The sequence below is a fragment of the Leptolyngbya sp. O-77 genome (assembly GCF_001548395.1).
Lineage (GTDB): Bacteria > Cyanobacteriota > Cyanobacteriia > Elainellales > Elainellaceae > Thermoleptolyngbya.
The window spans coordinates 2519730-2540866 of record NZ_AP017367.1 but is presented as its reverse complement, the minus strand read 5'-3'; the positions used below and the strand labels follow the sequence as shown (position 1 = coordinate 2540866).

Genomic DNA, 21137 nt, shown 5'->3' with positions numbered 1-21137 from the left:
CGTTGATTAGCATTAATTAGCTGCTGCTGACGCTTAGCGAGATGCGATCGCCCCCAGTATCCCGCAAAAGTTCCAGCACGTTGGCTACGTCGTTATAAGTCAGACTCCTGTCGGCTTTGAGGATCACAATGCCTGTGGGATTTTTTACCAAAAAATCTTGAACGCTAGTAATCACTTGAGCTTCAGGGGCAGGCACATTATTCATCACGATCTGCCGCTGAGCATTGAGTCCGACAATCAGGGTTGGCACTTTTTTGCCACTGTCTGACAGAGCTGGATCGCGCCCGCCTTGAGCTTCGGGTGGGGCAATGTTCATCACCTGCTGCCCAGTTAGCGTCATAGAAATGATGATGAAAAACGTCAGGACGCTCATCAGCACGTCCATCATTGGCACCAGATCAACTTCTGGCAGTTGGTTTTGCTGACTTCTAAACTTCACCAGCCCCTCCCTTTTCAATCCAAGTCTCCTAAGGACTCGGTGGATCAATCGACAGCGAAATGCGATCGCCCCCAACTTGCTTCATCTCCGCCAGGGTTTGCACGACCTGCTCGTAGGGCAAGCGGCGATCGGCTTGTAAAATCACGAATCCCTTAGGGTTTGCCCGCAAGTAGACCTGCACGGGCCCCTGCCACTGGTTTCCAGGGACAGGTTCACCCTCGATGAGTAACTGTCGCTGAGCCGTCAGCGTGACTAGCATTGGCTCTGGCGGCTCCTCTGGCTCGGTGGGTTGCGGCGTGTTGTCTCCGGGCGGCAGGATGATGGAAACGCCCTGCTCTTCGGAAAGCAGCATGGTAATCATGACGAAAAACGCCAGGATGCCCATCATCACGTTGAGCATGGGCGTGAGGTTGATGGGTGGTGGTGTGCCGTAGGAGCGCTGTTTGAACCGCATAGTTGCCCTCGCTGCCCTGTCCTAGCGTCGCTCAATGCCAAGGGGGTTGCGACCGCTAGGGGCGATCGCCTCCAGTGCCTCCTCATCTTCCAGTTCTGACTCATCCCAAAACTGGCGATAGATTAGCTCTAGCTCACTGCCCGCCGCCGAGAAATAGTCCATTTGGCGTGCTTGCAGCGACACCAGCAGCCGAAACACCAGCAGCGCCATAATTGCAACCACCATCCCCGCCGCCGTCGTAATCAGCGCTTCCCCAATCCCCGCCGCTGCACGGGTCGCCTGAGCCGAGGTGCCTTCGCCGCCGCCCCCGCCGATGTTCAGGTTGTTAAACGTGTTGATCAGTCCTGTTACTGTGCCCAACAGACCCAGCAGTGGCGACACGGCAATTGTTGTTTCCAGCAGCTTGTCGCCTTTCCGCATTTCGGCAAACTCGCGATCGCCCGCCGCCTCCATTGCCAGCCGAAAGGTTTCGGGTGAGGGCTGCCGCAGCCGCAGCGGAGCTAGTAGAAAGCGCCCAATCGGAACATCCTGAGATTGCTCGGCGATCGCCTCGGCTTCAGATAAATCGTGGCGGGCGGCTTCTAGCACATCCTGCACCACCTGATTTTCCTGCGTCAGCAGCCGATACCAATACCAGGCTCGCTCCAGCCCACAGGCAACCGTCGCCACCGAAAATCCCACAATCGGGATCATCACGGGGCCACCTTTCATTACCAAGTCAATCAGCGCTGCCATCTCACTTGCCTTCAGGTCAGATTTATCCCGCTCTCTGTCAGAATACTCGAACTCTCCAGATCCCCTGGTTAAGGGAACCTACATGACTCATTATCAAATGGTTAAGTGGTCGCTAGACACAGAATAAAAACAAAAAAAGAGGGAGTCACCTCCCTCCTAGCCATTCGCTTCGATCGCATCACCCAGGTATGATCGAGGGCGATCGCCCCTGGATGAAACTTGTCAGCCGCCGCTACTTCATCGCAGCCGCCAAATCTTTCGCTTCTGTGCCCACGATCATCGGCGCAGCAAAGGGCACCTTCAGATCCAGCCAGGGCTGCTGGGCCACCATCGGTAACACCTGCCGCGCCTGGGAGACAACTGCCACCGTTTTTGCGTCGTAGGTCTGGGTCGCCAGCTTGGGATACACGCCAATCCCGATAATCGGCACCAACAGGCACAGCGCGATAAACGCTTCTCTAGGCTTCGCATCCGTCAGCATAATCCCAGCCAAGTCCTTGCTTTCAGCGCCATAAAACACAGCCCGCAGCATCGACAGCAGGTAAATCGGCGACAAAATCACGCCCACCGCCGCCAGCATCACAATCACGGCCTTAAAGGCAGGGCTGTAGGCTTCGCTGCTGGAGAATCCCAGGAAAATTGTCAGTTCGCCCACAAAGCCGCTCATGCCTGGCAGCGCCAGCGAGGCCATCGAACCAGCCGTGAACAGCGCGAAGGTCGTCGGCATCTGCTTGGCCATACCACCCAGCTTGTCCATCATTAGCGTATGCGTCCGCTCATAGGTCACACCCGACAGGAAGAACAGCGCCGCCGCGATCAGCCCGTGCGACACCATTTGCAGCAGTGCGCCGCTCATACCCAGGTCAGTAAAGGCGGCAATCCCAATCAGCACAAATCCCATGTGGGCGATCGAAGAATATGCCATCCGCCGCTTCAGGTTGTTCTGAGCAAACGCCGTCAGTGAGGCATAGATAATGTTGACCACACCCAGCACCGCCAAAATCGGCGCAAAGTAGGCATGGGCATTGGGCAACATTTCGATATTGAAGCGGATCAGCGCGTAGCCTGCCATCTTTAGCAGCACGCCAGCCAGCACCATCGATACGGGTGCTGGCGCTTCGCTGTGGGCATCCCGGCAGCCAAGTATGCAGCGGGGAAGATCGGCAGCTTCATGCCAAAGGCTACCAGCAGCGCCCCGTACATGAGCAGCTCAAAGCTCAGAGAGTAATCCTTTAGACCCAACTCCGCTAGGTTGAAGGTAAAGTCACCGCCGTAGAAAGCCATCGCCAGGGCTGCAACCAGAATGAAGATCGAGCCGGCCGCCGTGTAGAGAATGAACTTTGTGGCGGCGTACATCCGTCGCGGGCCGCCCCAGTTGGCGATCAGCAGGTAGACAGGCACTAACTCCAGTTCCCACATGAAGAAGAACAGCAGGGCATCTTGAGCAGTGAACACGCCGATCTGAGCGCTATACATCACCAGCATCAGCACATAGAACAGGCGCGGCTTGTCCTTGATTTGCCAGGAGGCAAGGATCGCCAGCGTGGTCACCAGTCCCGACAGCAGCACCAGCGGCATCGACAGCCCATCGACCGCAAGTGACCAGTGCAGCCCGATCTGGGGAATCCAGTTGTAATCTTCGACCAGTTGATAAGCAGAGTTCTGGAGGTCGTAGTGCTTCCAGAAGGCGTAGATCATCAGCGAAAACTCAGCTAATCCAACGCTGAGAGAGTACCAGCGGACGGTCTTGCCGGACTTGTTGGGTAGGAGCGGAATCGGCAAGGACGCGACCAGCGGAAACAGGATAAGAGCGGTCAGCCAAGGAAATTGAGTACTCATCATGGGAGCTTACCCAAAGACTGCGGTATGAAGGGATTTCGAGCTACAGGAAGGGATTTAAAGAGTCCGGCGTGAACCAGTCGTAGCCCGCGCTTAGCCTGTGAAATGGGATGCCCAATTCTGAAGTGAGAGGCAGAGAAGGGCAGCCATCCGTTTAACCCAGCTTTTGGGGATTATGAATGACCATCCTCTTGGGGCGTGCAGCTTACGACTCTTCGTGGCTCCAGTCACCTTCTCCTCTACAGACCAAGCTGATATCATGAGGTCGATATTGAAGTTGCTAAGAATTTATGCCTACCTATCTAGGATAGCCCAAGATTGTTAAGTTTGGTAAATATTCACCCTTGTTTGTAACGAAATCTGGACTTTTGCACGGTTTTGCATGGAAACCAGACCTGCTCTAGCGTGAGTTTGCTTGATTGCTAACGAGTCCACTCAATATGATGGCGCGGCTTTGCAGTTTGTAACGAAATCTTTACAGTTTCGGGACAATTTTCCCACTGCTGACCCCCTTGGGTTGGCCCGTTTAGTTGATTCGCGCTGTTCAGGATGGTGAAACTTGGACTGGAATCCTGCTTTGAGGGCTATCGGCAGCTTCTAGCACTTTTGCGGGCTTGATGCTCTGGCTCGCTTCTGTCCCCGGAATTTTATCCTTCACCTGCTTATGGCGACGTTCCGAAATTTTCTCCGATCGCTAACGCGACGAACGGCTAAGAACCTCAGCGATGAAAGCTTTTTGGGCTTTCTGAAGGGGTTTGAGGTGCTAATTGCCAAGCTGCTATCGCTGGCGATGATTGTGGTGCTGGTGGTGGCGATCGCCGACTTGGCCCGATTCCTGGCAACGGAGCTATCGAATCCGCCCTACGGCTTCTTTACCACGACGCTGATCGAGATTTTTGGGCTGTTTCTGAATGTGCTGATTGCGCTGGAGGTGCTGGAAAACATCACCGCCTACCTGGAAAAGCAGACGGCGCGGGTTCAGTTGGAGCTGGTAATCGTCACCTCGCTAACTGCGGTGGCGAGGAAAATCATTATTTTTGATTCCAAGCAGGCCGGCGGGCTAGACCTCATCGGTCTGGGGGCAGCCATTTTTGCGCTGGCGATTAGCTATCTGATCGTGCGATCTGGCAACCATACGGGCGAACGCTAGCGGCAGATCGCAGCAATTTATAGAGACCCGTCTCGATTCGCATTATAGAGACCCGTCTCGATTCGCAATTTTGGATTTTCGATTTTGGATTGCCCGAATTTGGGGCTAATCCAGCTTGAGCGCGTTGACGGGCACGTCTTCCCAGGTGTCTACGGTGCGGATGCGGGCGATCCAGCCGGAGGCTTTTTGCTCTGGCGTGAGGTTGCTTTCAAAAGAGCTGTGACATTCTTGCGCCTGGGTTTGGTCGCAGCAGGCGATGCAGGTGTAGACCAGACCGGAGGGATCGATTTGCTCGTTGACCCAAATTGTTTTCGCCATGATGGAACCCTCTGTGTTGAATGCAGGATTGAGCGAAGGGGAGATATAGATATTAAAGAGGAAACGAGGGAGATTGGCCCAGGTTGGCGAGTTGGGCGATCGCCCCGCCTGTAACCCGGCAGGTGCGCCAGTCCGGCAGGATCTTGGCTCCCATGCGCTCATAAAAGGCGATCGCGGGTTCGTTCCAGTCCAGCACGTTCCATTCCAGCCGCCCACAGTCCCGCTCTAGGGCCAGTTTTGCCAGAGTAGACAGGAGCGCTTTGCCAATGCCCTGACCGCGATGCTCAGGTCGCACGAACAGATCTTCCAGATAAATTCCGGGCTGGGTCAGAAATGTGGAGTAATTGCTGAAAAACAGCGCAAAGCCGACGGTTTGCTGATTGACCTCCGCCAGCAGCGCTTCCACAAGCGGGCGGTCACCGCCTAGATGCTCAGCCAGCAGGTCTACGTTGCCGACCACCTCATGGGTCAGCTTTTCGTATTCTGCCAGCGCCAGAATGAGTTCAAACACAGCGGGCGCATCGGCGGGCGTGGCGAGGCGGATGTTGAACATTACCGGAGCCATCCCTTCAGCCGGGCCGCTACTTGGGGACGACGCAGTTTCCGCATGGCTTTGGTCTGAATCTGGCGGACGCGCTCCCGCGACAGGTCAAACAAGATGCCGACTTCTTCCAGGGTGTGGGTTTCGCCCGTCAGCAGTCCATAGCGTAGGGAGATGATTTCCCTCTCGCGCTCGGACAGCACATCCGACAGCACCGTGTAGATTTCCTGACGCAGCATGGTTTCGTTCATCTTGGCTTCGGGCGACTGGGTGCTGCTGTCTTCGAGGAGCTCCATCAGCTCAGTGTCTTCGCCCTTGCCGACGCGGTGGTTGAGGGAGAGCGATCGCCGTCGGACTTGCTGCAAGTTGCGGAGCTGATCGACGGGAATATCCAGCGCGGCGGCTAGCTCGGCTTCGGTGGGGTTGCGGTTGAGGTCGCGACGCAGCTCTCGGTGCGCTTTTTTCAGCTTGTTCAGCTTTTCGACGATGTGAATGGGCAGGCGAATCGTGCGGGCATCGTTGGCGATGGTGCGGGTGATGCCCTGGCGAATCCACCAGTAGGCGTAGGTCGAGAATTTGTAGCCCTTGTCGGGGTCAAACTTTTCGGTGGCGCGGTTTAGCCCCAGTGCGCCTTCCTGAATCAGATCCAGGAACGGCACACCGCGATTCAGGTAGCGCTTGGCAATAGAGACGACGAGCCGCAGGTTAGAGCGAATCATCTTGCGCTTGGCGGTGCGGCTGCGGTGCATCCGATGGTCGAGCTGGCGATCGCTCAGGCCGAACTCCTGGGCCACTTCGGACTTGGTGGGGGTGCGCTGGAGCGAGGTCTTGAGGCGATCGCGCACCGCTTCCACTTCAGCAAGGAACTTCACCTGGCGGGCCAGCTCGATTTCTTCGCTAGGCTTCAGCAGCGGATAGCGAGCCATTTCTTTAAAGAATGCGCCCACCGCATCGTCAGAGTTGGTCTTCCGGTATCCAGGCGCGTAGACCGCTGTTAATTCTTCATCAAATTCTCGATGTACGTCCGGTTCAAATATATCTTCATCATCCGTGGCCAGATCATCGCCGCTCTCATCTTCTGACGATTCGATATCAGAAAACTCACTCAGAAAGGCTGCGTCTAGATCGGACTCAGGCGTAATGTCTAAATCCGTCTCTTGATCGGTAGCATCTTCCTCATCGGGTGCAGACACCTCCAGCAGCTTTGACAGGATTTCTCCATCCAAGCGTCCAGCCGTTTCCGGACGAGAGACGTTGATCAGAAAATTGCTGGGCTGATCGTCTTCTCGGCGATCGCCCGTCTGCGATTCGCGAGCCGGAACTCGAATCTCGATCGGACTGAACCCACCCATGTCTCGACAGGTTTCCAGTTCTATGACGCGAGTTAATCCCATCGCGACACTGTCGATCGTCTGCTTAGAATTTGGGTCAAATAGCGCTGCCATAGAGGGATTCATCCTAACGACTTGAGTGATTGGGTGGTTTTTGGGGTGCGGGTTCTCAAATGAGCGTTGTGTTTCCTGGGGGAGTTCAACAGAATCTAGCTTCACACGAGGAGTGATTGTGCTGAAAAGTCTGTATTCTAACCATTCCAAGGTCTTCTTTCAGGTCTGGTCTGGTCAACGCGGGGGAGCTGAGCGGCGCGATTATTTTGGTTAGATTGACCTCTAGATCGAGTCCCCCATCGGAGGTATTGATCGCGAAAAATCTAGCGGTTCACCCTGCCCTGAATCAGAGAAAAGACTTCACGAGCGGCCGTTCTGAGAAGCCGCTCTCTAACCTTTAGATCCCTCAATCGAAAAATTAGGAGAGATCATTTCGATAATGTTGATCTAAAACTTGGGATTTGTCCAGGTTTATATCCTAAGTTCCTGTCAATTTGCAAGACATTTTTAACATTTCACTTCCAACTTGTCCACTAAAAGCTAACTCAAGGAGGCTTTTGGTTTCGGCTGGGCAATCGAATCTCTAACTGTCGGCGATCGCCAGGCCTTTCAGGGCGATCGTTTGAGCAAATTTAGGGTCGATCATCGCTCCTCTGAGCAACAAATCTGAGCGCAGATCATCAACTCCGAGTGAGGTGTCTGGCACTCATTATTTTGTTACAAATCAAATCGATCAAAGCGCTTATTGATCTAAAACCGATCTAGATCGATCTAGATCTGCCCAGATCGATCTAGATCGATCTGGGCAGATCTAAGCCATGTTTTTATCCAGAATTTCCAGATTTTTTCCAGAAAAAGGCGGAATTTCAAGACTTAAAAACTCGGTTTTCATGGACTGGGTGGACTCGCAAGCGATAGAATCTGCCCCAAAGTGACAGCTGTAGTGGGCGAAGGCGGCTCCTCTCGGTTTTAGGTAGACCTGGCAAATAGAGGCTCTATAGTGAGAAAAGCATTTGAACACAGCGTCTATTCCCCTGGTCAGACCCCGCCGCATTTCCGGTTTCCATGCTTCCAACGTTTGCAAATCCTCTAGAGTCGCTCGACCCGCGACAGGCAGCCCCTAGTGTGGCGGAAGGAAGGGCTGCCTATCGACCGGCGGAGGGTGATGCCCGCTGGGTCGAGGCGCTGGTCGATTGTCCGGGGGCGCAGGAACTCTATACCTATCGACTGCCGCCAGGGATAGCGGTTGCGCCTGGAGATATTTTGAGCGTGCCCTTTGGCGGGCGGCAACTGGGGGCGATCGCCATTCGCCTGGTAACTGAGCTTCCGGCCAGCTTAGACGCAGCAGCAATTCGGCCGATAGAAGAGGTCGTCTGCCGCAGCTTTTTTCCAGCGGGGTATTGGGAACTGCTGCAACGAGTCGCGCAGTACTACTGCACGCCGCTGATTCAGGTGGTGCGGACGGCGCTGCCGCCAGGTCTGCTGGGGCGATCGCAGCGTCGGATTCGTTTGAATCGGGCCGCGCTGCCGGAGGCGCCTAACTGTTTTCATCCCGCAGCGCAGCAGCTTTTAAGCAAGCTCCAGGCTCAGAAATCGGGCGACTATACCTGGCAGTTTTTGCAGCGGCAGGTGAAGGGGGCGCGGGCTGGGCTGCAAGAACTGCTGGCGCGGGGCTGGGTGGAGAGCTATCTAGAGCCGCCTGCGCCCGTGCGTCCTAAACTGCGGCAGGCAGTAACGCTGGTGCATCCAGATGGCGCAGACCTCAGCCCCCGCCAGCGAGAGGTGGTGGAGGTGCTGAAGCGCAGCAGCGGCGAGCTGTGGCTCCAAGACCTGCTGCAACGCTGCCAGGTTAGTTCCTCGGTGGTTAAGGGGCTGGCTCAAAAAGGGTGGGTGGAAATCCAGCCGCGAGAGGTGCTGAGGGCGGAAGCGGGCGGGGCAGTCGCGGGGGTTGGCGCAGGCCCCGCAGAACTGACCCCAGACCAAGCAAAGGTACTGGCGGCTATCACGGCACTCCAGCAGTTTCAGCCCGTCTTGCTGCATGGTGTCACCGGGTCGGGCAAGACGGAAGTCTATGCGAGGGCGATCGCCCCAGTGCTGGCCCGCAGCCAGTCTGCCCTAGTGCTGGTGCCCGAAATTGGGCTAACGCCTCAACTGACGGATCGCTTTCGGGCGCGGTTTGGCGAAGCCGTGCGAGTCTATCACAGCGCCCTGTCCGACGGCGAACGCTACGACACTTGGCGACAAATGCTCAGCGGTGAGCCGCAAATCGTCATCGGCACGCGCTCTGCTGTCTTTGCGCCGCTGCCCCACTTGGGGCTGATCGTCCTCGACGAAGAACACGACTCCACCTTCAAGCAAGACCAGCCCGCTCCTTGCTATCATGCCCGCACGGTCGCCCAGTGGCGGGCCCAGCAGGTCAACTGCCCTCTGCTCCTCGGCTCTGCCACCCCCGCCCTCGACACCTGGGCCGCCCGCGCTTCCATTCCCTCTCCCACTGCCCTGCTCACCCTCTCGCTTCCCCAGCGCATCCACGCCCGTCCGATGCCTCCCATCGAGGTGGTAGACATGCGCCGCGAGCTTCAGCAGGGCAACCGATCGATCTTTAGCCGATCGCTCCAAGAGGCGCTCATAGAACTGCGATCGCAGCGACGACAGGGCATTTTATTCATCCATCGGCGGGGGCACAGCACCTTTGTCTCCTGCCGGAGTTGCGGCCACGTCATGACCTGCCCCCACTGCGACATCTCGCTGACCTATCACCAGGTGCAGGCAGAAGGCTATGAATCGTTGCGATGCCACTATTGCGGCTATGGGCAAACCCACCCCGATCGCTGCCCGGCGTGCGAATCGCCCTACCTGAAACACTTTGGCAGCGGCTCTCAGCGCGTCGTACAGGAACTCGCCCGCGAACTGCCCGACCTGCGCTGCCTGCGGTTTGACAGCGACACCACCCGCGCCAAAGGCAGCCATCGGGCCCTCCTCACCCGCTTTGCTCAAGGCGAGGCGGATTTGCTAGTGGGGACGCAAATGCTGACCAAAGGCATCGATCTGCCCCAGGTGACGCTGGTGGGTGTGGTGGCGGCAGACGGGCTGCTGCACCTGGCAGACTACCGCGCCAGCGAGCGGGCGTTTCAAATGCTGCTTCAGGTGGCGGGGCGGGCAGGGCGTGGCCGCGAACCGGGGCGGGTGATCGTGCAGACCTACTCGCCAGAGCATCCGGTGATTCAGGCCGTGCAGGGACAGCAGTACGAACCCTTTGCCGAGCAAGAGCTGGCCCACCGCCAGAGCTTGGGCTATCCGCCCTATCGGTCACTGGTGTTGCTGCGGCTTAGCGGTCTGGATAATGCCGCCGTCAAGCGCACCGCAGAAACCCTGGCGGCGCAACTCGCTCGGCAGATTCCCCAGGCGGAATTGCTGGGGCCGGCCCCAGCGGCGATCGCCCGCGTGGCCAACCGCTACCGCTGGCAGATTTTGCTGAAAGCCGACACCTTTTCGGATGCAGAGCGGGAAATGCTCAAAGCGCTGCGATCGCACGTCCCGACGAGTGTCAGCTTGACGATTGATGTCGATCCGCTGAATTTGATGTGATCGGGCTGGAGCGGTGGGGCGATCGCTACCTGCCATCTCCCGGCGATCCCCAGCTATCCTCAGCTCTCTCCCACGATCATCCCGGTCACTCTGCCTTTCGTCGCTTTGCCGCAGCCCGCTTCCGCCGCATATTGGCCGCAATCAGGGAGCGATCGACCGGAAAGCCTGCGACGGGAATCACCTGATACTGGCGCTCCTCTTCCAGCTTTTTGAGTTCGGTGTAATCGACCCAGTGAATGCAGTCCACCGGGCAGGTGTCGATTGCTTCCTGGATGACCTCCTCCAGGTCGCCGTCTTGGCGGATAACGCGCGATCGCCCATAGTCTGGCTCGATGAAAAACGTATTGCGGGCAACGTGAGCGCAGTGCTTGCAGCCGATGCAGGTCACTTCATCCACATAGACCCCTTTCTGGCGCACCTCGCCGCCTAGTTCTGGCTCGAAGCCAGTGCGCTCAGACGAGTCGCGCCAGTCGCCGCCCAGTTCTGGCTCCAGTCCAGTCGGTTCTGCCGAATCCCACGGCGGATTTGAGGAAGAGAATTCGTCCATATACCTCGGTTCGGTCAGCGCAATAGGGCGATCGCCCCAATCGGGCCTAACCTGCTTTTCTATGAAACTGCACTTCAAAATACTTCAAAGGGCACGAAGATACGCAAAAGGCACGAAGATAAGCAAAAGGTCAGCGCTCTGGCTGACCCCTCATAGTCCTGCGAATCGCTCGAAAACCTAGGCGCTCCAGCGCTGCACTACCAGCCGGATCGAGCCGTCGGACTGGCGCTGCTCTTCGGCTACCTGGAAGCCTTGGCGGGTCGTTTCCTTGACCACCGTGTGATAGGCGTAGCGCTGGGTCACGCGGCGCAGAAAGCCATCGACCGACAAGGGCTGCTGCCAATATTGCAGGTCAGACACCAGTGCATATTCCTGACCATTCCAACTAAAGCCGACATCGTAGCCGTTGTCTTGCTCGATGACGACTTCTGCCTCGTGGGTTTGTCCGCGATAGCCGCGCACAGGCTGGGGGCCAGCCTTCCATTCCACGCCCAAATCGGTCAGGGCTTGCTGGAGGGAGGTTAAATCGCGGATCTGAGTTTTGATTTGGCTAAAGTGTGACATGAGTTTTCTAACTAAACCAAAGAATAAAAGGAGGGGAGCGACAGTAATGAAACTCTCAAGGATCAGCAGGTTTGGATGAAAAATTCAGCCTACCACTCGCTGAAGGCTGACTGAGATTGGGTCGGAGAGACTGTATTCGGCTGTGCAAAAAACTCAGAAGTTGGCTCTTGGCTCAGCACCTGTCCTAACTGCGCTTCAATCGCAGCAGTGACCTCGGCGCAGGAAGCACCGACAATGCCAGTGACTTTTTTCCTGCACGCGACCATCGGGGGTAGATGATGAATTCTAGCGTTTCCATACGTTCAGCGAATCCTAAATCGAACGAACGTTTGAGCCAAATTAAGCCAAAGTCTGTATCCACCCCACAACGCCTGCCTCAAAATTGCCTTGCTGCTCCGCAAGCCCAACGAAGCCAACGGACTTTTGGAAAACACAACGCTTCCTAAAGGCTCAGACCCTCAACATTTCCTGAAATCCAAATCCGGCAATTTGCTCAAAAGCTGGGTCAAGTCCAAAGAAATGTATCGAGTCAATTGGAGATAAACCGTAACTAAACGTTGTAGAAGGGATAGTAATGACTCTTGTTGTTAGTGTCCCTTAACTTCAAGATGCCGTCAAGAATCCGAGGGGCGATCGCCCGTGATTCCATCTGAAGATTTCCTAATGATTGCAATAGAGGAAAGGGCACTCCCCATTGCTATGACCAGAAACAGCCGGTTTGTCTGATTCAGCGGGTTTGATCAGCCCAGGGTGTGAGGCGGCGCGAGATTGCCCGCAGCGTGTAGTCCAGCAGTAGCCCGATGCCGCCGATGATGGCAATGCAAAACAGCACCTTGTCGGTTTGTAGAAACCGCTGCGACTGCACGATGCGAAAGCCCAGCCCGCTCTGCGCTGCTACCAATTCTGCAATCACCAGATAGTTCCACGCGCCGGAAATATTCACCCGTAGCGTATCCAGCACGCTGGGAAAGACCGCAGGCATGATCACCCTAAACAGCACGTCGCGCCGCTTGGCCCCCAGCGTATAGGCAACGTGGATCATCTCGTTGGGGATAAATTTCACCGCATCCGCTACCATGATGGCGTTGTACAGCACCACGCCCAGAAAAATAATCAGCACCTTCGACCATTCCCCCAGCCCTACCCAAATCACAATCAGCGGCACAAAGGCAACCACAGGCATGTAGCGCACCGTGCCCACCAGCGGTGCAAACAGACTCTCCATGCTGTCAAACGTGCCCATGAGAATGCCCATCGGCACGCCCACCAGCGCCGCCAGCAAAAAGCCCCCCAGCACCCGACCGCAGCTTGCCAGCACATCGCGCAGCAGCCCATCCTGCAATAGCCCAATGCCCGCCTGAACGACAGCCGTCGGCGTGGGCAAAAATATCGGTCGCACCCAGCCGCCATAGCTGGCGATCGCCCACAGCAGCAGCGGCACCCCCAGCGCCAGCCCAATCAGCAGCAGCGCTAGCCGTTTGGGAAAGTCCTGACGAATGCCCCAGAAGACGGAGGGCTGGAGGTATTGTTTGGGCGCGGGCGCGAATGGGGGATCGGGGAGCGCGGTCATAGAGAATGGGGGGTTTGGGATTTTGGGTTTGGGATTTTGGGTTTGGGATTTTGGGTTTTGGGACTGTCGCTCCCGCAGCCTAAGCCTTTAGCCTGACACCTAAAGTACCAAACGGGGCGGGGGCGGAGGCTATACTTTGGGCAATTCTCCTTGTGCTGAAGCCTTTGGCGATCGCCCTCCATGCCTGATTTTGCTGCTGAATCCGCTGCGTTGCCCAAGCTCGAAGTGTGCCAGGTGTCCAAGTCCTATCGGGTACAGGGCAAGCTGCTTCAGGTCTTAGACGAGATTAACCTGGAGATCTTTCCGCGTGAATTTGTCTGTCTGGTGGGGGCTTCGGGCTGCGGCAAGTCTACCCTGCTGAATATTGTGGCGGGGCTGGTGCCGCCCTCTAGCGGGGAAGTGCGGGTGGATGGGCAGGTGGTGCCGGGGCCGGGAGCCGATCGAGGCATGGTGTTCCAGAGCTACACGCTCTATCCCTGGCTAACCGTGGCGCAAAACGTTGCCTTTGGGCTGCGACTGCAAAAAATGCCCAAAGCGCAGCAGCAAGAGCGCGTCGCTTACTACCTCAACACTGTAGGGCTGACGCAGTTTGCCGGAGCTTACCCCAAGCAGCTTTCTGGCGGCATGAAGCAGCGAGTGGCGATCGCCCGCGCCCTGGCCACCGAACCCGAAGTGCTGCTCATGGACGAACCCTTCGGCGCACTGGATGCTCAGACCAAAGAGCAGATGCAACAATTTCTGCAAGACCTCTGGCAGCAGACCCACATCACCGTGCTGATGATTACCCACGATGTCGAAGAAGCCATTTACCTGTCGCAGCGCGTCCACGTCATGAGCAGCCGCCCCGGCCGCCTCAAGCAAGAAGTCCCCATCGATCTGCCTGAACAGCGCGATCTGGATCTGAAGCTGTCTCCGGAGTTTCTCAGCCTCAAGCGGGAGATTTTGCACAGTCTGCGGGAGTGAGAGGGAGTGATGGAGTGATGGGGTGATGGGGTGAGATTAAGAAGATTTGTAATCATGGATTATGTGAAGGGACGCGCCTAACCCCTAACCCCCAACCTCTAACCCCTAACTACAATGGTTTTCACTGTCACTGCCTCGCCTTCGGTTGATACCTCTCGCATCCGGCTCCAGATCCGCGCCTTGCAGCCGCAGCTTTCGGTGTGGCGGCGACAGCTCCATCAGCGACCGGAACTAGGCTTTCAGGAGCAGTTCACGGCGGATTTTATCGCCGCCAAGCTGCGCGAGTGGGGCATTGAGCATGAAGTGGGGGTGGCGCAGACGGGCATTGTGGCCTTGGTGGAGGGCGATCGCCCTGGGCCGGTGTTGGCCATCCGTGCCGACATGGACGCGCTGCCGATTCAGGAAGAAAACGAGGTGGACTATCGCTCGCAGCACGACGGGCGGATGCACGCCTGCGGGCACGATGGGCATGTGGCGATCGCCCTTGGCACGGCCTATTACCTGTCGCAGCATCGGGACTTTGCGGGCACGGTCAAGTTTATCTTTCAGCCAGCGGAGGAAGGGCCCGGCGGCGCGCAGCCGATGGTGGCGGCGGGCGTGCTGAAAAATCCCGATGTGGACGCGATCATCGGGCTGCACCTGTGGAACAATCTGCCGCTGGGCCAGGTGGGCATTCGCGCCGGAGCGATGATGGCGGCGGTGGAGCTATTTGAATGCACGATTCACGGGCGCGGCGGCCACGGCGCAATGCCGCATCAGACGGTGGACTCCATCCTGGTGGGGGCGCAGGTGGTGACGGCGCTGCAAACCATCGTGGCGCGAAATCTCGACCCGCTGCAATCGGGCGTGGTGACGGTGGGCAAATTTGAGGCGGGTAAAGCCAGTAACGTGATCGCCGACAGCGCCTACCTGCGGGGCACGGTGCGCTATTTCGACCCGGCGCTGGCGGACTTTTTCGATCGTCGCATTGAAGAGATTATCGCGGGCACCTGCCAGAGCCACGGCGCAACCTACGAGTTCCACTATCATCGCCTTTATCCGCCCGTCATCAACGATGGGGCGATCGCCCATCTGATCCGCTCGGTTGCTGAAGACGTGGTGGAAACGCCCGCTGGCGTAGTGCCCGACTGCCAGACGATGGGTGGCGAAGATATGTCCTTTTTCTTGCAGGAAGTCCCCGGCTGCTATTTCTTCCTCGGCTCCGCCAACATCGACCGGGGGCTGGCCTACCCGCACCACCATCCCCGCTTCGATTTCGACGAAACGGCGCTGGGCCTGGGCGTGGAAATCTTCGTGCGCTGCGTCGAGCATTTCTGTCGCTAGAGAGTCAGACAAGCGGCAAGGTCATACGTTGGCGGCTGCCGACTGTCCCTGGCAGTTCGGGCGAGTTATTTTGCGAGGGCGAGTTGGGGGGCACTGGGTTTGGGGTTGGCAGATTTAGCGGCGATCGCAGCGGTGCAGCATTGACCGGGGTTGGACTTGCTGGGGCAGGGTTCATCGCGGCTCCGGGCGTGTTACTGATGGTGGGTGACTGCGAGGGCGAGGCGGGCAGGCTTGTGGGGTCGCCTGCGGGCACAGTGGCAGCGGGGCAAGCGTCGGGGGCGGGCGGCTGGGGCTGAACCGTGATCTGATAGCCTGCGGCACTGAGGAGTTGGGTAATGGCGATTTGAGCGCGATCACTCGCCGTTTGCAAAATGCCCTGGCTACAGGCCGCCGCAATGATTTCCTGGAGTGTCTGTCGCTGCGCCAGCTCCTGAAGCTCCGGCGCAACGTCTGGCCCCAGTCCCAAAAAGCCGCGATCGTAGTCGTAAACTTGCGAGCGGGTCACGTCGATTTTGCTGTCCAGGATGCGCGGCGGCGGCAGGCGCAGGGTCACCCTCTCTCCCACCACCTGCACATCGGTGGGCGAAATCTGCGACAGGTCAATGCCCGCCCGCACTTCGCCATAGGCAATGTAGAGCAGCGTTGTTTGCCCAATGGTGTAGCCGCCAAACGTGCGATCGCGGCTGGTGGGCACCACGGCCTGCATCCCAAACACCGCCGTCGTCAGTTCGCTCATCGTCCGCACCTGCTGCACCACGAGGGACTGCACATCCACCTGCGGGGCGGGCTGCTGCACCGTGAAAAACGCCCGAAGCTGCGTCAAGAAGCGATCGCCCCCCTGCCACAGCCCCACGCCCACCGCCAGCCCCGCCGCCATCACGCCGCCACTCAGCAGTAGCGACAGGCTGTGCAGAAAATTGCCCGCAGCATTCCCCCGCGAATTTGCCTCCGTCATTCCGCCTCACCTCCTGATGCCTGCTCCCTAACCCCCAACCCCTAACCCCTAATCCCTAACTTCTCCAGCACAGGACGAGTCGAAACCACATGACGTTCCAGCCCTAGCTCCTTAGGGCTGATGCCCAGCGCCAGCGCCACGAGCTGCGGCAGATGCAGAACGGGCAGACCCAAGGTTTCGCCGATGACCTGCTGCACTTCGGGCTGGCGCGAATCCAGGTTGAGGTGGCACAGCGGGCAAGGTGTCACGAGGCAGTCGGCTCCAGCGGCGATCGCCTCCAGAATGTGCCCACCCGCCATCTTGAAAGAAGTTTCGGTGGCGTAGCTCGACAGCGGCCAGCCGCAGCACTGCGTCCGTCCCCGATAAAACACAGGTTCTGCGCCCACCGCCCGAAACACATTTTCCATCGACTGGGGATTATACGGATCGTCGTAGACCAGATGATCTTGCGCCCGCAGCAGATAGCAGCCATAAAATGCCGCACACTTTAGCCCCGACAGCTTGCGCGTCACCCGCCGCTGCAACTCTTCCAGCCCAAAGTCGCCGACCAGCGCCCACAGCAGATGCTTCACTTCGCTGGTGCCCTTGTAGGGCGAGCAGCCCTCTTGCTTCAGCAGCCCGTTCACCTGGTCAAAATAGGCAGTATCGGCTTCCTTGGCGTGCTTCAGCCGCTCGTCCACATGCCCAATCACGCCCTGGCAAGTGCTGCAATGGGTCAGCAGCGGCAGGTTTAGTTCTTCAGCCAGGGCAATGTTGCGGGCGTTTACGGTGTCTTCCAGCAGTTGAGAATCTTCTTTGAACGTGCCGGAGCCGCAGCAGGAAGCCTTTTTTAGCTCCACTAGCTCAATGCCCAGGGCACGAGTCAGCGCCTGGGTCGATTGATACAGTTCTCGGCAAGCTCCCTGGGCGACGCAGCCGGGAAAATAGGCGTAGCGGAGGGTTTGGGTAGAAACGGTGGAAAGGGTCATTGAGGGAGGGTTGGGGTGTTGGGGTGTTCGAGATGAGGAGATGATGGGATGGGGAGTAGGATGGGAGGGGCTTTTCTATGATGGCGTGTTTGGCGATCGCCCTTCCAGGTTCTCCACATCTCGCAAGCTTTTCCAAATTAGCGTTGCGTGGCTGGGAAATCATCGGGAAACCCATCCGTGCCATCAGGGAAATCCGGAATCGCCAACCTTGCTGTGGAATTCATACAATAAGCGTGTAAATGCCTGTGTAAATGCCAGGGAGGCAAAGCAAGTGTCACGACAACTCAAGCGCTGGGAATCTCCCCGGCGAGAAGGGCGCAATGCCAAGGGCAAAGGCGGCAGTGCCCGCCAGCGGCAACTGCGGAAACAGTTCAAAGCGCTCAGCCAGAGGCTCAAGCAATCGGATTCCGACCAACCAAAGCATCGCCCGCCACAGCGCGGCAATCGAAATAACCAGCCGGGGGAGGACGCAACGTTCTCTCCCGTTTTGCTTTCTGGCTTATTTTTGGGGGACTCGCTCAGACTGAGGAATCGTGGGAGGAATGGACATGCAGCGTGGGCAGGCGATCGCCCCGAAATAGCTCCTCGCTGGTCTGCCCCACAGACACCATCACCTGGGCGATCGCCCGCGCCGCCACCAGCCCCGCCAGCAGCGGCACCGTCGCCACGCTCAGCAGCACGTCTTCGGGTTTTAGCTTTTGCATGGGAATTCTGGGAAGAAAGAGGTCTCTCCTCCAGGTATAGCAGGTGATTAGCAGTTCGGGCTGAGGCCGTATCAGGATTGAAATCCCACCGATGCCCCTCTAAACTCGACCCCAGGAGTGGGATAGACTGAAAAGCACCTCGATAAAGAAAGCACCTCGATAAAGCTCGAATCATTTCTAATTCGGGTAATTCTCCTCGCTGCCAATGGACACGCTTACACTTCAGATGCCCATCTCCACGCAATTGAGCGACGACCAGTTTTATGACCTGTGTCGGGCAAATCCTGATTTAAGAATTGAACGTTCGGCAACAGGAGCACTCATTTTCATGCCACCCACAGGCGGAGAAACCGGGAATCGCAATTCAGAAATCAATGCAGACTTCGTTATCTGGAATCGCCAGACGCAACTTGGAAAAGTGTTTGACTCCTCAACCTGCTTCAAGCTACCCAATGGAGCCGATCGCTCACCGGATGTTGCATGGGTTGCGAAGGAGCGGTGGGAGGATCTGATCCCAGAGCAGCGAGAAAAGTTTCCCCCCCTTGCCCCCGATTTTGTGCTGGAGTTAATGTCTCCCACCGACAGCCTGGAGGCAGCGCAAGCCAAGATGCGCGAATACATAGACAACGGCGTGAGGCTCGGCTGGCTGATTGACCGCAAGCAGCGACAGGTCGAAATCTACCGTCCGGGTTATCCTCCAGAGATTTTGCAGACTCCGGCAGCTCTTTCGGAAGAGTCTGTTTTGCCTGGATTTGTGCTCAACCTCGAGTGGTTTTGGCAGGAGTAAGCGCAGGCGAAGGGAAAAAGTCAAAGATTAAAAGGTAGTAGATTATCGTAAAGGATACAGAAAAAGGTAACGCTGTCGTATTCGCAGATTTTGGGGGAGTAGGCTCCATGACCATCGAGAGGATCTGTCCAACCTGTGGGTCTCACGACATCTCCAAGAACGGCACCACTCGGCGTGGCAAGCAAAACTACAAGTGCCGAGACTGCAACCGCCAATTCGTAGAAGATCCCCAGTGGAAGCCGAAAGATAAGGACACCCGGGCTTTCGTCAATCTACTGCTGTTGGAAAAAATTCCATTAGCCGGTATTGCCAGGGTCAGCGGTGTCTCGGATAGCTGGCTCCAGATCTACGCCAACGCGCGCTACAAAGCTGTGCCCAAAGCGGCAATCGATGCCGATACCCGAGAAATCATCGGCTGCCACATCGGTGAGCGCTCTCGGGTATCGGCGATCGCCCTCTGGCAGTCCACCCCGGCGGTCTATCGACAGTGTGCCAAAGTCTATACCGATGACTGGGAGGCCTATGTCACCGTCATCCCAAGCAAACGCCATGCGGCTGTTGGCAAAGAGAGTGGATTGACGAGCTACATCGAACGCCTGAACATCACCCTGAGACAGCGGATTTCACGGTTGGTGAGGAAGACGTTGTCTTTTTCCAAGAAGATAGAGAACCACATCGGTGCGATCTGGATGTTCATCCACGACTACAATTGCCATGTCAGAGAGAAGTTGGCAGAGCGGGAAGAGCTTAGCTTTTCCTCTGTCCTTTGCTAAAAGGCACTACCGTTGAGGCTAGCACTGGGGCGGGCGGGGCTGTAAGGTGGAACGGCTGAGGTCGGTGTCTTGTAGGATTGCATCTTCTAAGGTGGCGTAACTCAGGGTTGCCCAGCGCAAATCTGTCTGAATGAGGGTTGCCTGTTGAAAATTGGCTCCGAACAGGTAAGCGCGGCTGAGGTGGGTGGAAACCAACTGTGCGCCCTGAAGCTGTGCCTCGAAGAGATAGGCATTAATCAACTCTGTTTCTAGCAGATTGGCTTTGCACAGGTTGGCGTGGTTTAGCGTGGCGCGTTGCAGGTTGGCATAGGCGAGGCTGCTGCGCTCTAGATTGGCGTAGGCAAAGTTTGTGGCGCGGGCGTTGGCATAGCTGAGATTTGCTCCGGTCAGGTTGGCGCGATAAAAGCTGGCATCTCGCAGATCGGCTTGTTGCAAGGTGGCCCCAACCAGCAGAGCATCAGACAGGTCAGCCGCCTGAAGCTGAGCGCTGTGCAGGGTTGCCAGCGTCAGGTCAGCACGGCTGAGGTTAGCAGCTCGTAGCAGCGCAAAGGCAAGATTGGCGTTCTGGAGGTTGGCATGGCGCAAATTGAGGCCCTGCAAGTCGAATCCGATGAGGTTGGCATGGCTGAGGTCTGGCGTGATGTCGGGAGCATGCGATCGCCACTCGTTCCAGCGATCGCCCCCTGTCCGCAGCAGCGCCACATGCTCGGCGTTTGCCATAGCCCGCTCCCGTGCCCTACTCTTTGCGTCCCGCGTCCGGGAACGGCCGGCCCGACGAGTTCTCGATTGCCTCGATTGCTGCGCGAGAACCCGCGATAATGTCTCGCTCTTCGCCTCCTAGATAGAGCCGCCCAAAGCTGCCCACGGAGGAAATTTGCAGGATGTTGATCAGTGCGGCTTTTTCGGCTTCGTTGGCGGCCAGCGAGGCGTAGGCGGCTGGCTCGACCTCCAGCACGTATAGCGTTTGTCCCGACAGCAGCATTTGCCCGCGGCGGTTGCGGTTGATGAGCTGGGCGTGGTGTGGGTCGATGTTGCGGATGATCTGGCTGGAGATGATGCGCGGTTTGTAGCAATCTTGCGCCCGCACGCCCAATTCCGCCAGAATCGCCCGGCCTGCCGCCTGCGTTTCGCCCTGGCTGCTGGAATGTACCTCCAGCAAGCCATATAGCCGCTCGGTAAACAACACACCCGGCCGCACGACGGCAGACTTGAGCGCAATGTCCATCAGGCGATTGATTTCAATCCCTGGCGAAATCTCGATCCACAGAGAGGCATCACCCGGCAATGGCAGAAACCCAACGGCGACGGTGCCCATGTAGGCGGCGTGCTGGGATTGTAAGCGGTCAATATAAACGTAGCTGCGAAGCTCAATTCCCAAAGCTGGTCACGGGTGAGAAAAACGACAAGCCATTGCCCAGTGTATAGCTTTTCTGGGTGCGGCTGGGAGTGAGCGTAAGATTTGCGCGAGATTTGTGTAGGCGATTTTTAAGAAGTGCGATCGCCCCTGTAGAGCCAGCTGGATTCCTCTTGTGAA

At 57.4% G+C, this 21137-nt stretch carries 22 protein-coding genes and 1 pseudogene; 6 read left to right on the top strand and 17 right to left on the bottom strand.

Annotated features, from left to right (window positions below; genetic code table 11):
- Positions 1 to 16: 16 nt before the first annotated feature.
- The 4 genes and pseudogenes from O77CONTIG1_RS10870 to O77CONTIG1_RS10855 form a co-directional block, all read right to left on the bottom strand.
- Positions 17 to 439 carry an ExbD/TolR family protein gene (locus O77CONTIG1_RS10870; RefSeq protein WP_068510505.1) on the bottom strand — a complete coding sequence of 141 codons (423 nt, stop codon included), beginning with the start codon at positions 437 to 439 and terminating at the stop codon, positions 17 to 19.
- Between the two features lie 28 nt (positions 440 to 467).
- On the bottom strand, positions 468 to 893 hold the full coding sequence (locus O77CONTIG1_RS10865) for an ExbD/TolR family protein (RefSeq protein WP_068510503.1): 426 nt from the start codon (positions 891 to 893) through the stop codon (positions 468 to 470).
- Between the two features lie 21 nt (positions 894 to 914).
- Positions 915 to 1628 (bottom strand): MotA/TolQ/ExbB proton channel family protein, encoded by a 714-nt coding sequence (locus O77CONTIG1_RS10860; protein WP_068510501.1) that lies wholly within the window; start codon positions 1626 to 1628, stop codon positions 915 to 917.
- A 232-nt stretch (positions 1629 to 1860) separates the two neighbouring features.
- Positions 1861 to 3470, bottom strand: a pseudogene (locus tag O77CONTIG1_RS10855) (NAD(P)H-quinone oxidoreductase subunit 4).
- A 661-nt stretch (positions 3471 to 4131) separates the two neighbouring features.
- On the opposite strand from O77CONTIG1_RS10855, the gene O77CONTIG1_RS10850 reads away from it, so the two are divergent.
- Entirely contained in the window at positions 4132 to 4617 is a 486-nt protein-coding gene (locus tag O77CONTIG1_RS10850; protein ID WP_068510499.1) for a phosphate-starvation-inducible PsiE family protein, read from the top strand.
- A gap of 105 nt (positions 4618 to 4722) precedes the next feature.
- Here the strand turns inward: O77CONTIG1_RS10850 and O77CONTIG1_RS10845 are convergent, their stop codons facing one another.
- Genes O77CONTIG1_RS10845 through O77CONTIG1_RS10835 form a run of 3 tightly spaced genes read right to left on the bottom strand, consistent with a single transcriptional unit; the run spans position 4723 to position 6921 of the window.
- On the bottom strand, positions 4723 to 4935 hold the full coding sequence (locus tag O77CONTIG1_RS10845) for a glycogen debranching protein (protein WP_068510497.1): 213 nt from the start codon (positions 4933 to 4935) through the stop codon (positions 4723 to 4725).
- A 52-nt stretch (positions 4936 to 4987) separates the two neighbouring features.
- A complete protein-coding gene (locus O77CONTIG1_RS10840; protein ID WP_225894744.1) occupies positions 4988 to 5500 on the bottom strand; it encodes a GNAT family N-acetyltransferase in 513 nt (170 codons plus the stop codon).
- Complete coding sequence (locus O77CONTIG1_RS10835; RefSeq protein WP_286132655.1) at positions 5488 to 6921, bottom strand: RNA polymerase sigma factor, RpoD/SigA family; 1434 nt, start codon at positions 6919 to 6921, stop codon at positions 5488 to 5490. The genes O77CONTIG1_RS10840 and O77CONTIG1_RS10835 overlap by 13 nt, the downstream gene beginning before the upstream one ends.
- 1005 nt (positions 6922 to 7926) lie before the next feature.
- Between O77CONTIG1_RS10835 and priA the strand changes: the two genes are divergently transcribed.
- Entirely contained in the window at positions 7927 to 10449 is a 2523-nt protein-coding gene (gene priA, locus O77CONTIG1_RS10830) for a primosomal protein N' (RefSeq protein WP_068510491.1), read from the top strand.
- Positions 10450 to 10534: 85 nt separating this feature from the next.
- On the opposite strand, the gene O77CONTIG1_RS10825 is transcribed toward priA, so the two are convergent.
- The 4 genes from O77CONTIG1_RS10825 to O77CONTIG1_RS10815 all read right to left on the bottom strand — a co-directional run bounded on the left by O77CONTIG1_RS10825 (position 10535) and on the right by O77CONTIG1_RS10815 (position 13130).
- Positions 10535 to 11074 carry a ferredoxin gene (locus O77CONTIG1_RS10825; RefSeq protein ID WP_317134253.1) on the bottom strand — a complete coding sequence of 180 codons (540 nt, stop codon included), beginning with the start codon at positions 11072 to 11074 and terminating at the stop codon, positions 10535 to 10537.
- Between the two features lie 99 nt (positions 11075 to 11173).
- On the bottom strand, positions 11174 to 11560 hold the full coding sequence (locus tag O77CONTIG1_RS10820; protein ID WP_068510486.1) for a DUF1257 domain-containing protein: 387 nt from the start codon (positions 11558 to 11560) through the stop codon (positions 11174 to 11176).
- An 89-nt stretch (positions 11561 to 11649) separates the two neighbouring features.
- Positions 11650 to 11826, bottom strand: coding sequence for a DUF2997 domain-containing protein (locus O77CONTIG1_RS23485; RefSeq protein ID WP_317134252.1), 177 nt, complete (start codon positions 11824 to 11826; stop codon positions 11650 to 11652).
- A gap of 461 nt (positions 11827 to 12287) precedes the next feature.
- Complete coding sequence (locus tag O77CONTIG1_RS10815) at positions 12288 to 13130, bottom strand: ABC transporter permease (protein ID WP_068510484.1); 843 nt, start codon at positions 13128 to 13130, stop codon at positions 12288 to 12290.
- Positions 13131 to 13310: 180 nt separating this feature from the next.
- Between O77CONTIG1_RS10815 and O77CONTIG1_RS10810 the strand changes: the two genes are divergently transcribed.
- On the top strand, positions 13311 to 14093 hold the full coding sequence (locus O77CONTIG1_RS10810) for an ABC transporter ATP-binding protein (RefSeq protein ID WP_068510483.1): 783 nt from the start codon (positions 13311 to 13313) through the stop codon (positions 14091 to 14093).
- 114 nt (positions 14094 to 14207) lie between these two features.
- Entirely contained in the window at positions 14208 to 15416 is a 1209-nt protein-coding gene (locus tag O77CONTIG1_RS10805) for a M20 family metallopeptidase (RefSeq protein ID WP_068510481.1), read from the top strand.
- A gap of 4 nt (positions 15417 to 15420) precedes the next feature.
- On the opposite strand, the gene O77CONTIG1_RS10800 is transcribed toward O77CONTIG1_RS10805, so the two are convergent.
- The 4 genes from O77CONTIG1_RS10800 to O77CONTIG1_RS10790 all read right to left on the bottom strand — a co-directional run bounded on the left by O77CONTIG1_RS10800 (position 15421) and on the right by O77CONTIG1_RS10790 (position 18043).
- Entirely contained in the window at positions 15421 to 16371 is a 951-nt protein-coding gene (locus tag O77CONTIG1_RS10800; RefSeq protein ID WP_084782506.1) for a DUF4230 domain-containing protein, read from the bottom strand.
- 41 nt (positions 16372 to 16412) lie between these two features.
- Positions 16413 to 17339, bottom strand: a complete 927-nt coding sequence (locus tag O77CONTIG1_RS10795; protein WP_068510479.1) for a CoB--CoM heterodisulfide reductase iron-sulfur subunit B family protein — start codon at positions 17337 to 17339, stop codon at positions 16413 to 16415.
- A 274-nt stretch (positions 17340 to 17613) separates the two neighbouring features.
- On the bottom strand, positions 17614 to 17739 hold the full coding sequence (locus O77CONTIG1_RS26800) for a hypothetical protein (RefSeq protein WP_286132654.1): 126 nt from the start codon (positions 17737 to 17739) through the stop codon (positions 17614 to 17616).
- Between the two features lie 118 nt (positions 17740 to 17857).
- Entirely contained in the window at positions 17858 to 18043 is a 186-nt protein-coding gene (locus tag O77CONTIG1_RS10790) for a hypothetical protein (protein WP_068510477.1), read from the bottom strand.
- Between the two features lie 205 nt (positions 18044 to 18248).
- On the opposite strand from O77CONTIG1_RS10790, the gene O77CONTIG1_RS10785 reads away from it, so the two are divergent.
- Both O77CONTIG1_RS10785 and O77CONTIG1_RS10780 read left to right on the top strand, forming a co-directional pair.
- On the top strand, positions 18249 to 18830 hold the full coding sequence (locus O77CONTIG1_RS10785; RefSeq protein ID WP_068510475.1) for a Uma2 family endonuclease: 582 nt from the start codon (positions 18249 to 18251) through the stop codon (positions 18828 to 18830).
- Positions 18831 to 18937: 107 nt separating this feature from the next.
- Positions 18938 to 19603, top strand: a complete 666-nt coding sequence (locus O77CONTIG1_RS10780) for an IS1 family transposase (RefSeq protein WP_068510473.1) — start codon at positions 18938 to 18940, stop codon at positions 19601 to 19603.
- Between the two features lie 18 nt (positions 19604 to 19621).
- Here the strand turns inward: O77CONTIG1_RS10780 and O77CONTIG1_RS10775 are convergent, their stop codons facing one another.
- Positions 19622 to 20323 (bottom strand): pentapeptide repeat-containing protein, encoded by a 702-nt coding sequence (locus tag O77CONTIG1_RS10775; RefSeq protein ID WP_068510472.1) that lies wholly within the window; start codon positions 20321 to 20323, stop codon positions 19622 to 19624.
- Positions 20324 to 20339: 16 nt separating this feature from the next.
- Positions 20340 to 20981, bottom strand: a complete 642-nt coding sequence (locus tag O77CONTIG1_RS10770) for a hypothetical protein (RefSeq protein WP_068510470.1) — start codon at positions 20979 to 20981, stop codon at positions 20340 to 20342.
- Between the last annotated feature and the right edge of the window lie 156 nt (positions 20982 to 21137).

Coding starts and splice junctions, on each gene's coding strand:
- O77CONTIG1_RS10865 (WP_068510503.1), bottom strand. CDS start 893: ATGCGGTTCAAACAGCGCTCCTACGGCACACCACCACCCATCAACCTC.
- O77CONTIG1_RS10860 (WP_068510501.1), bottom strand. CDS start 1,628: ATGGCAGCGCTGATTGACTTGGTAATGAAAGGTGGCCCCGTGATGATC.
- O77CONTIG1_RS10850 (WP_068510499.1), top strand. CDS start 4,132: ATGGCGACGTTCCGAAATTTTCTCCGATCGCTAACGCGACGAACGGCT.
- O77CONTIG1_RS10845 (WP_068510497.1), bottom strand. CDS start 4,935: ATGGCGAAAACAATTTGGGTCAACGAGCAAATCGATCCCTCCGGTCTG.
- O77CONTIG1_RS10840 (WP_225894744.1), bottom strand. CDS start 5,500: ATGGCTCCGGTAATGTTCAACATCCGCCTCGCCACGCCCGCCGATGCG.
- O77CONTIG1_RS10835 (WP_286132655.1), bottom strand. CDS start 6,921: ATGGCAGCGCTATTTGACCCAAATTCTAAGCAGACGATCGACAGTGTC.
- priA (WP_068510491.1), top strand. CDS start 7,927: ATGCTTCCAACGTTTGCAAATCCTCTAGAGTCGCTCGACCCGCGACAG.
- O77CONTIG1_RS10820 (WP_068510486.1), bottom strand. CDS start 11,560: ATGTCACACTTTAGCCAAATCAAAACTCAGATCCGCGATTTAACCTCC.
- O77CONTIG1_RS23485 (WP_317134252.1), bottom strand. CDS start 11,826: ATGGTCGCGTGCAGGAAAAAAGTCACTGGCATTGTCGGTGCTTCCTGC.
- O77CONTIG1_RS10815 (WP_068510484.1), bottom strand. CDS start 13,130: ATGACCGCGCTCCCCGATCCCCCATTCGCGCCCGCGCCCAAACAATAC.
- O77CONTIG1_RS10810 (WP_068510483.1), top strand. CDS start 13,311: ATGCCTGATTTTGCTGCTGAATCCGCTGCGTTGCCCAAGCTCGAAGTG.
- O77CONTIG1_RS10805 (WP_068510481.1), top strand. CDS start 14,208: ATGGTTTTCACTGTCACTGCCTCGCCTTCGGTTGATACCTCTCGCATC.
- O77CONTIG1_RS10800 (WP_084782506.1), bottom strand. CDS start 16,371: ATGACGGAGGCAAATTCGCGGGGGAATGCTGCGGGCAATTTTCTGCAC.
- O77CONTIG1_RS10795 (WP_068510479.1), bottom strand. CDS start 17,339: ATGACCCTTTCCACCGTTTCTACCCAAACCCTCCGCTACGCCTATTTT.
- O77CONTIG1_RS10790 (WP_068510477.1), bottom strand. CDS start 18,043: ATGCAAAAGCTAAAACCCGAAGACGTGCTGCTGAGCGTGGCGACGGTG.
- O77CONTIG1_RS10785 (WP_068510475.1), top strand. CDS start 18,249: ATGGACACGCTTACACTTCAGATGCCCATCTCCACGCAATTGAGCGAC.
- O77CONTIG1_RS10780 (WP_068510473.1), top strand. CDS start 18,938: ATGACCATCGAGAGGATCTGTCCAACCTGTGGGTCTCACGACATCTCC.
- O77CONTIG1_RS10775 (WP_068510472.1), bottom strand. CDS start 20,323: ATGGCAAACGCCGAGCATGTGGCGCTGCTGCGGACAGGGGGCGATCGC.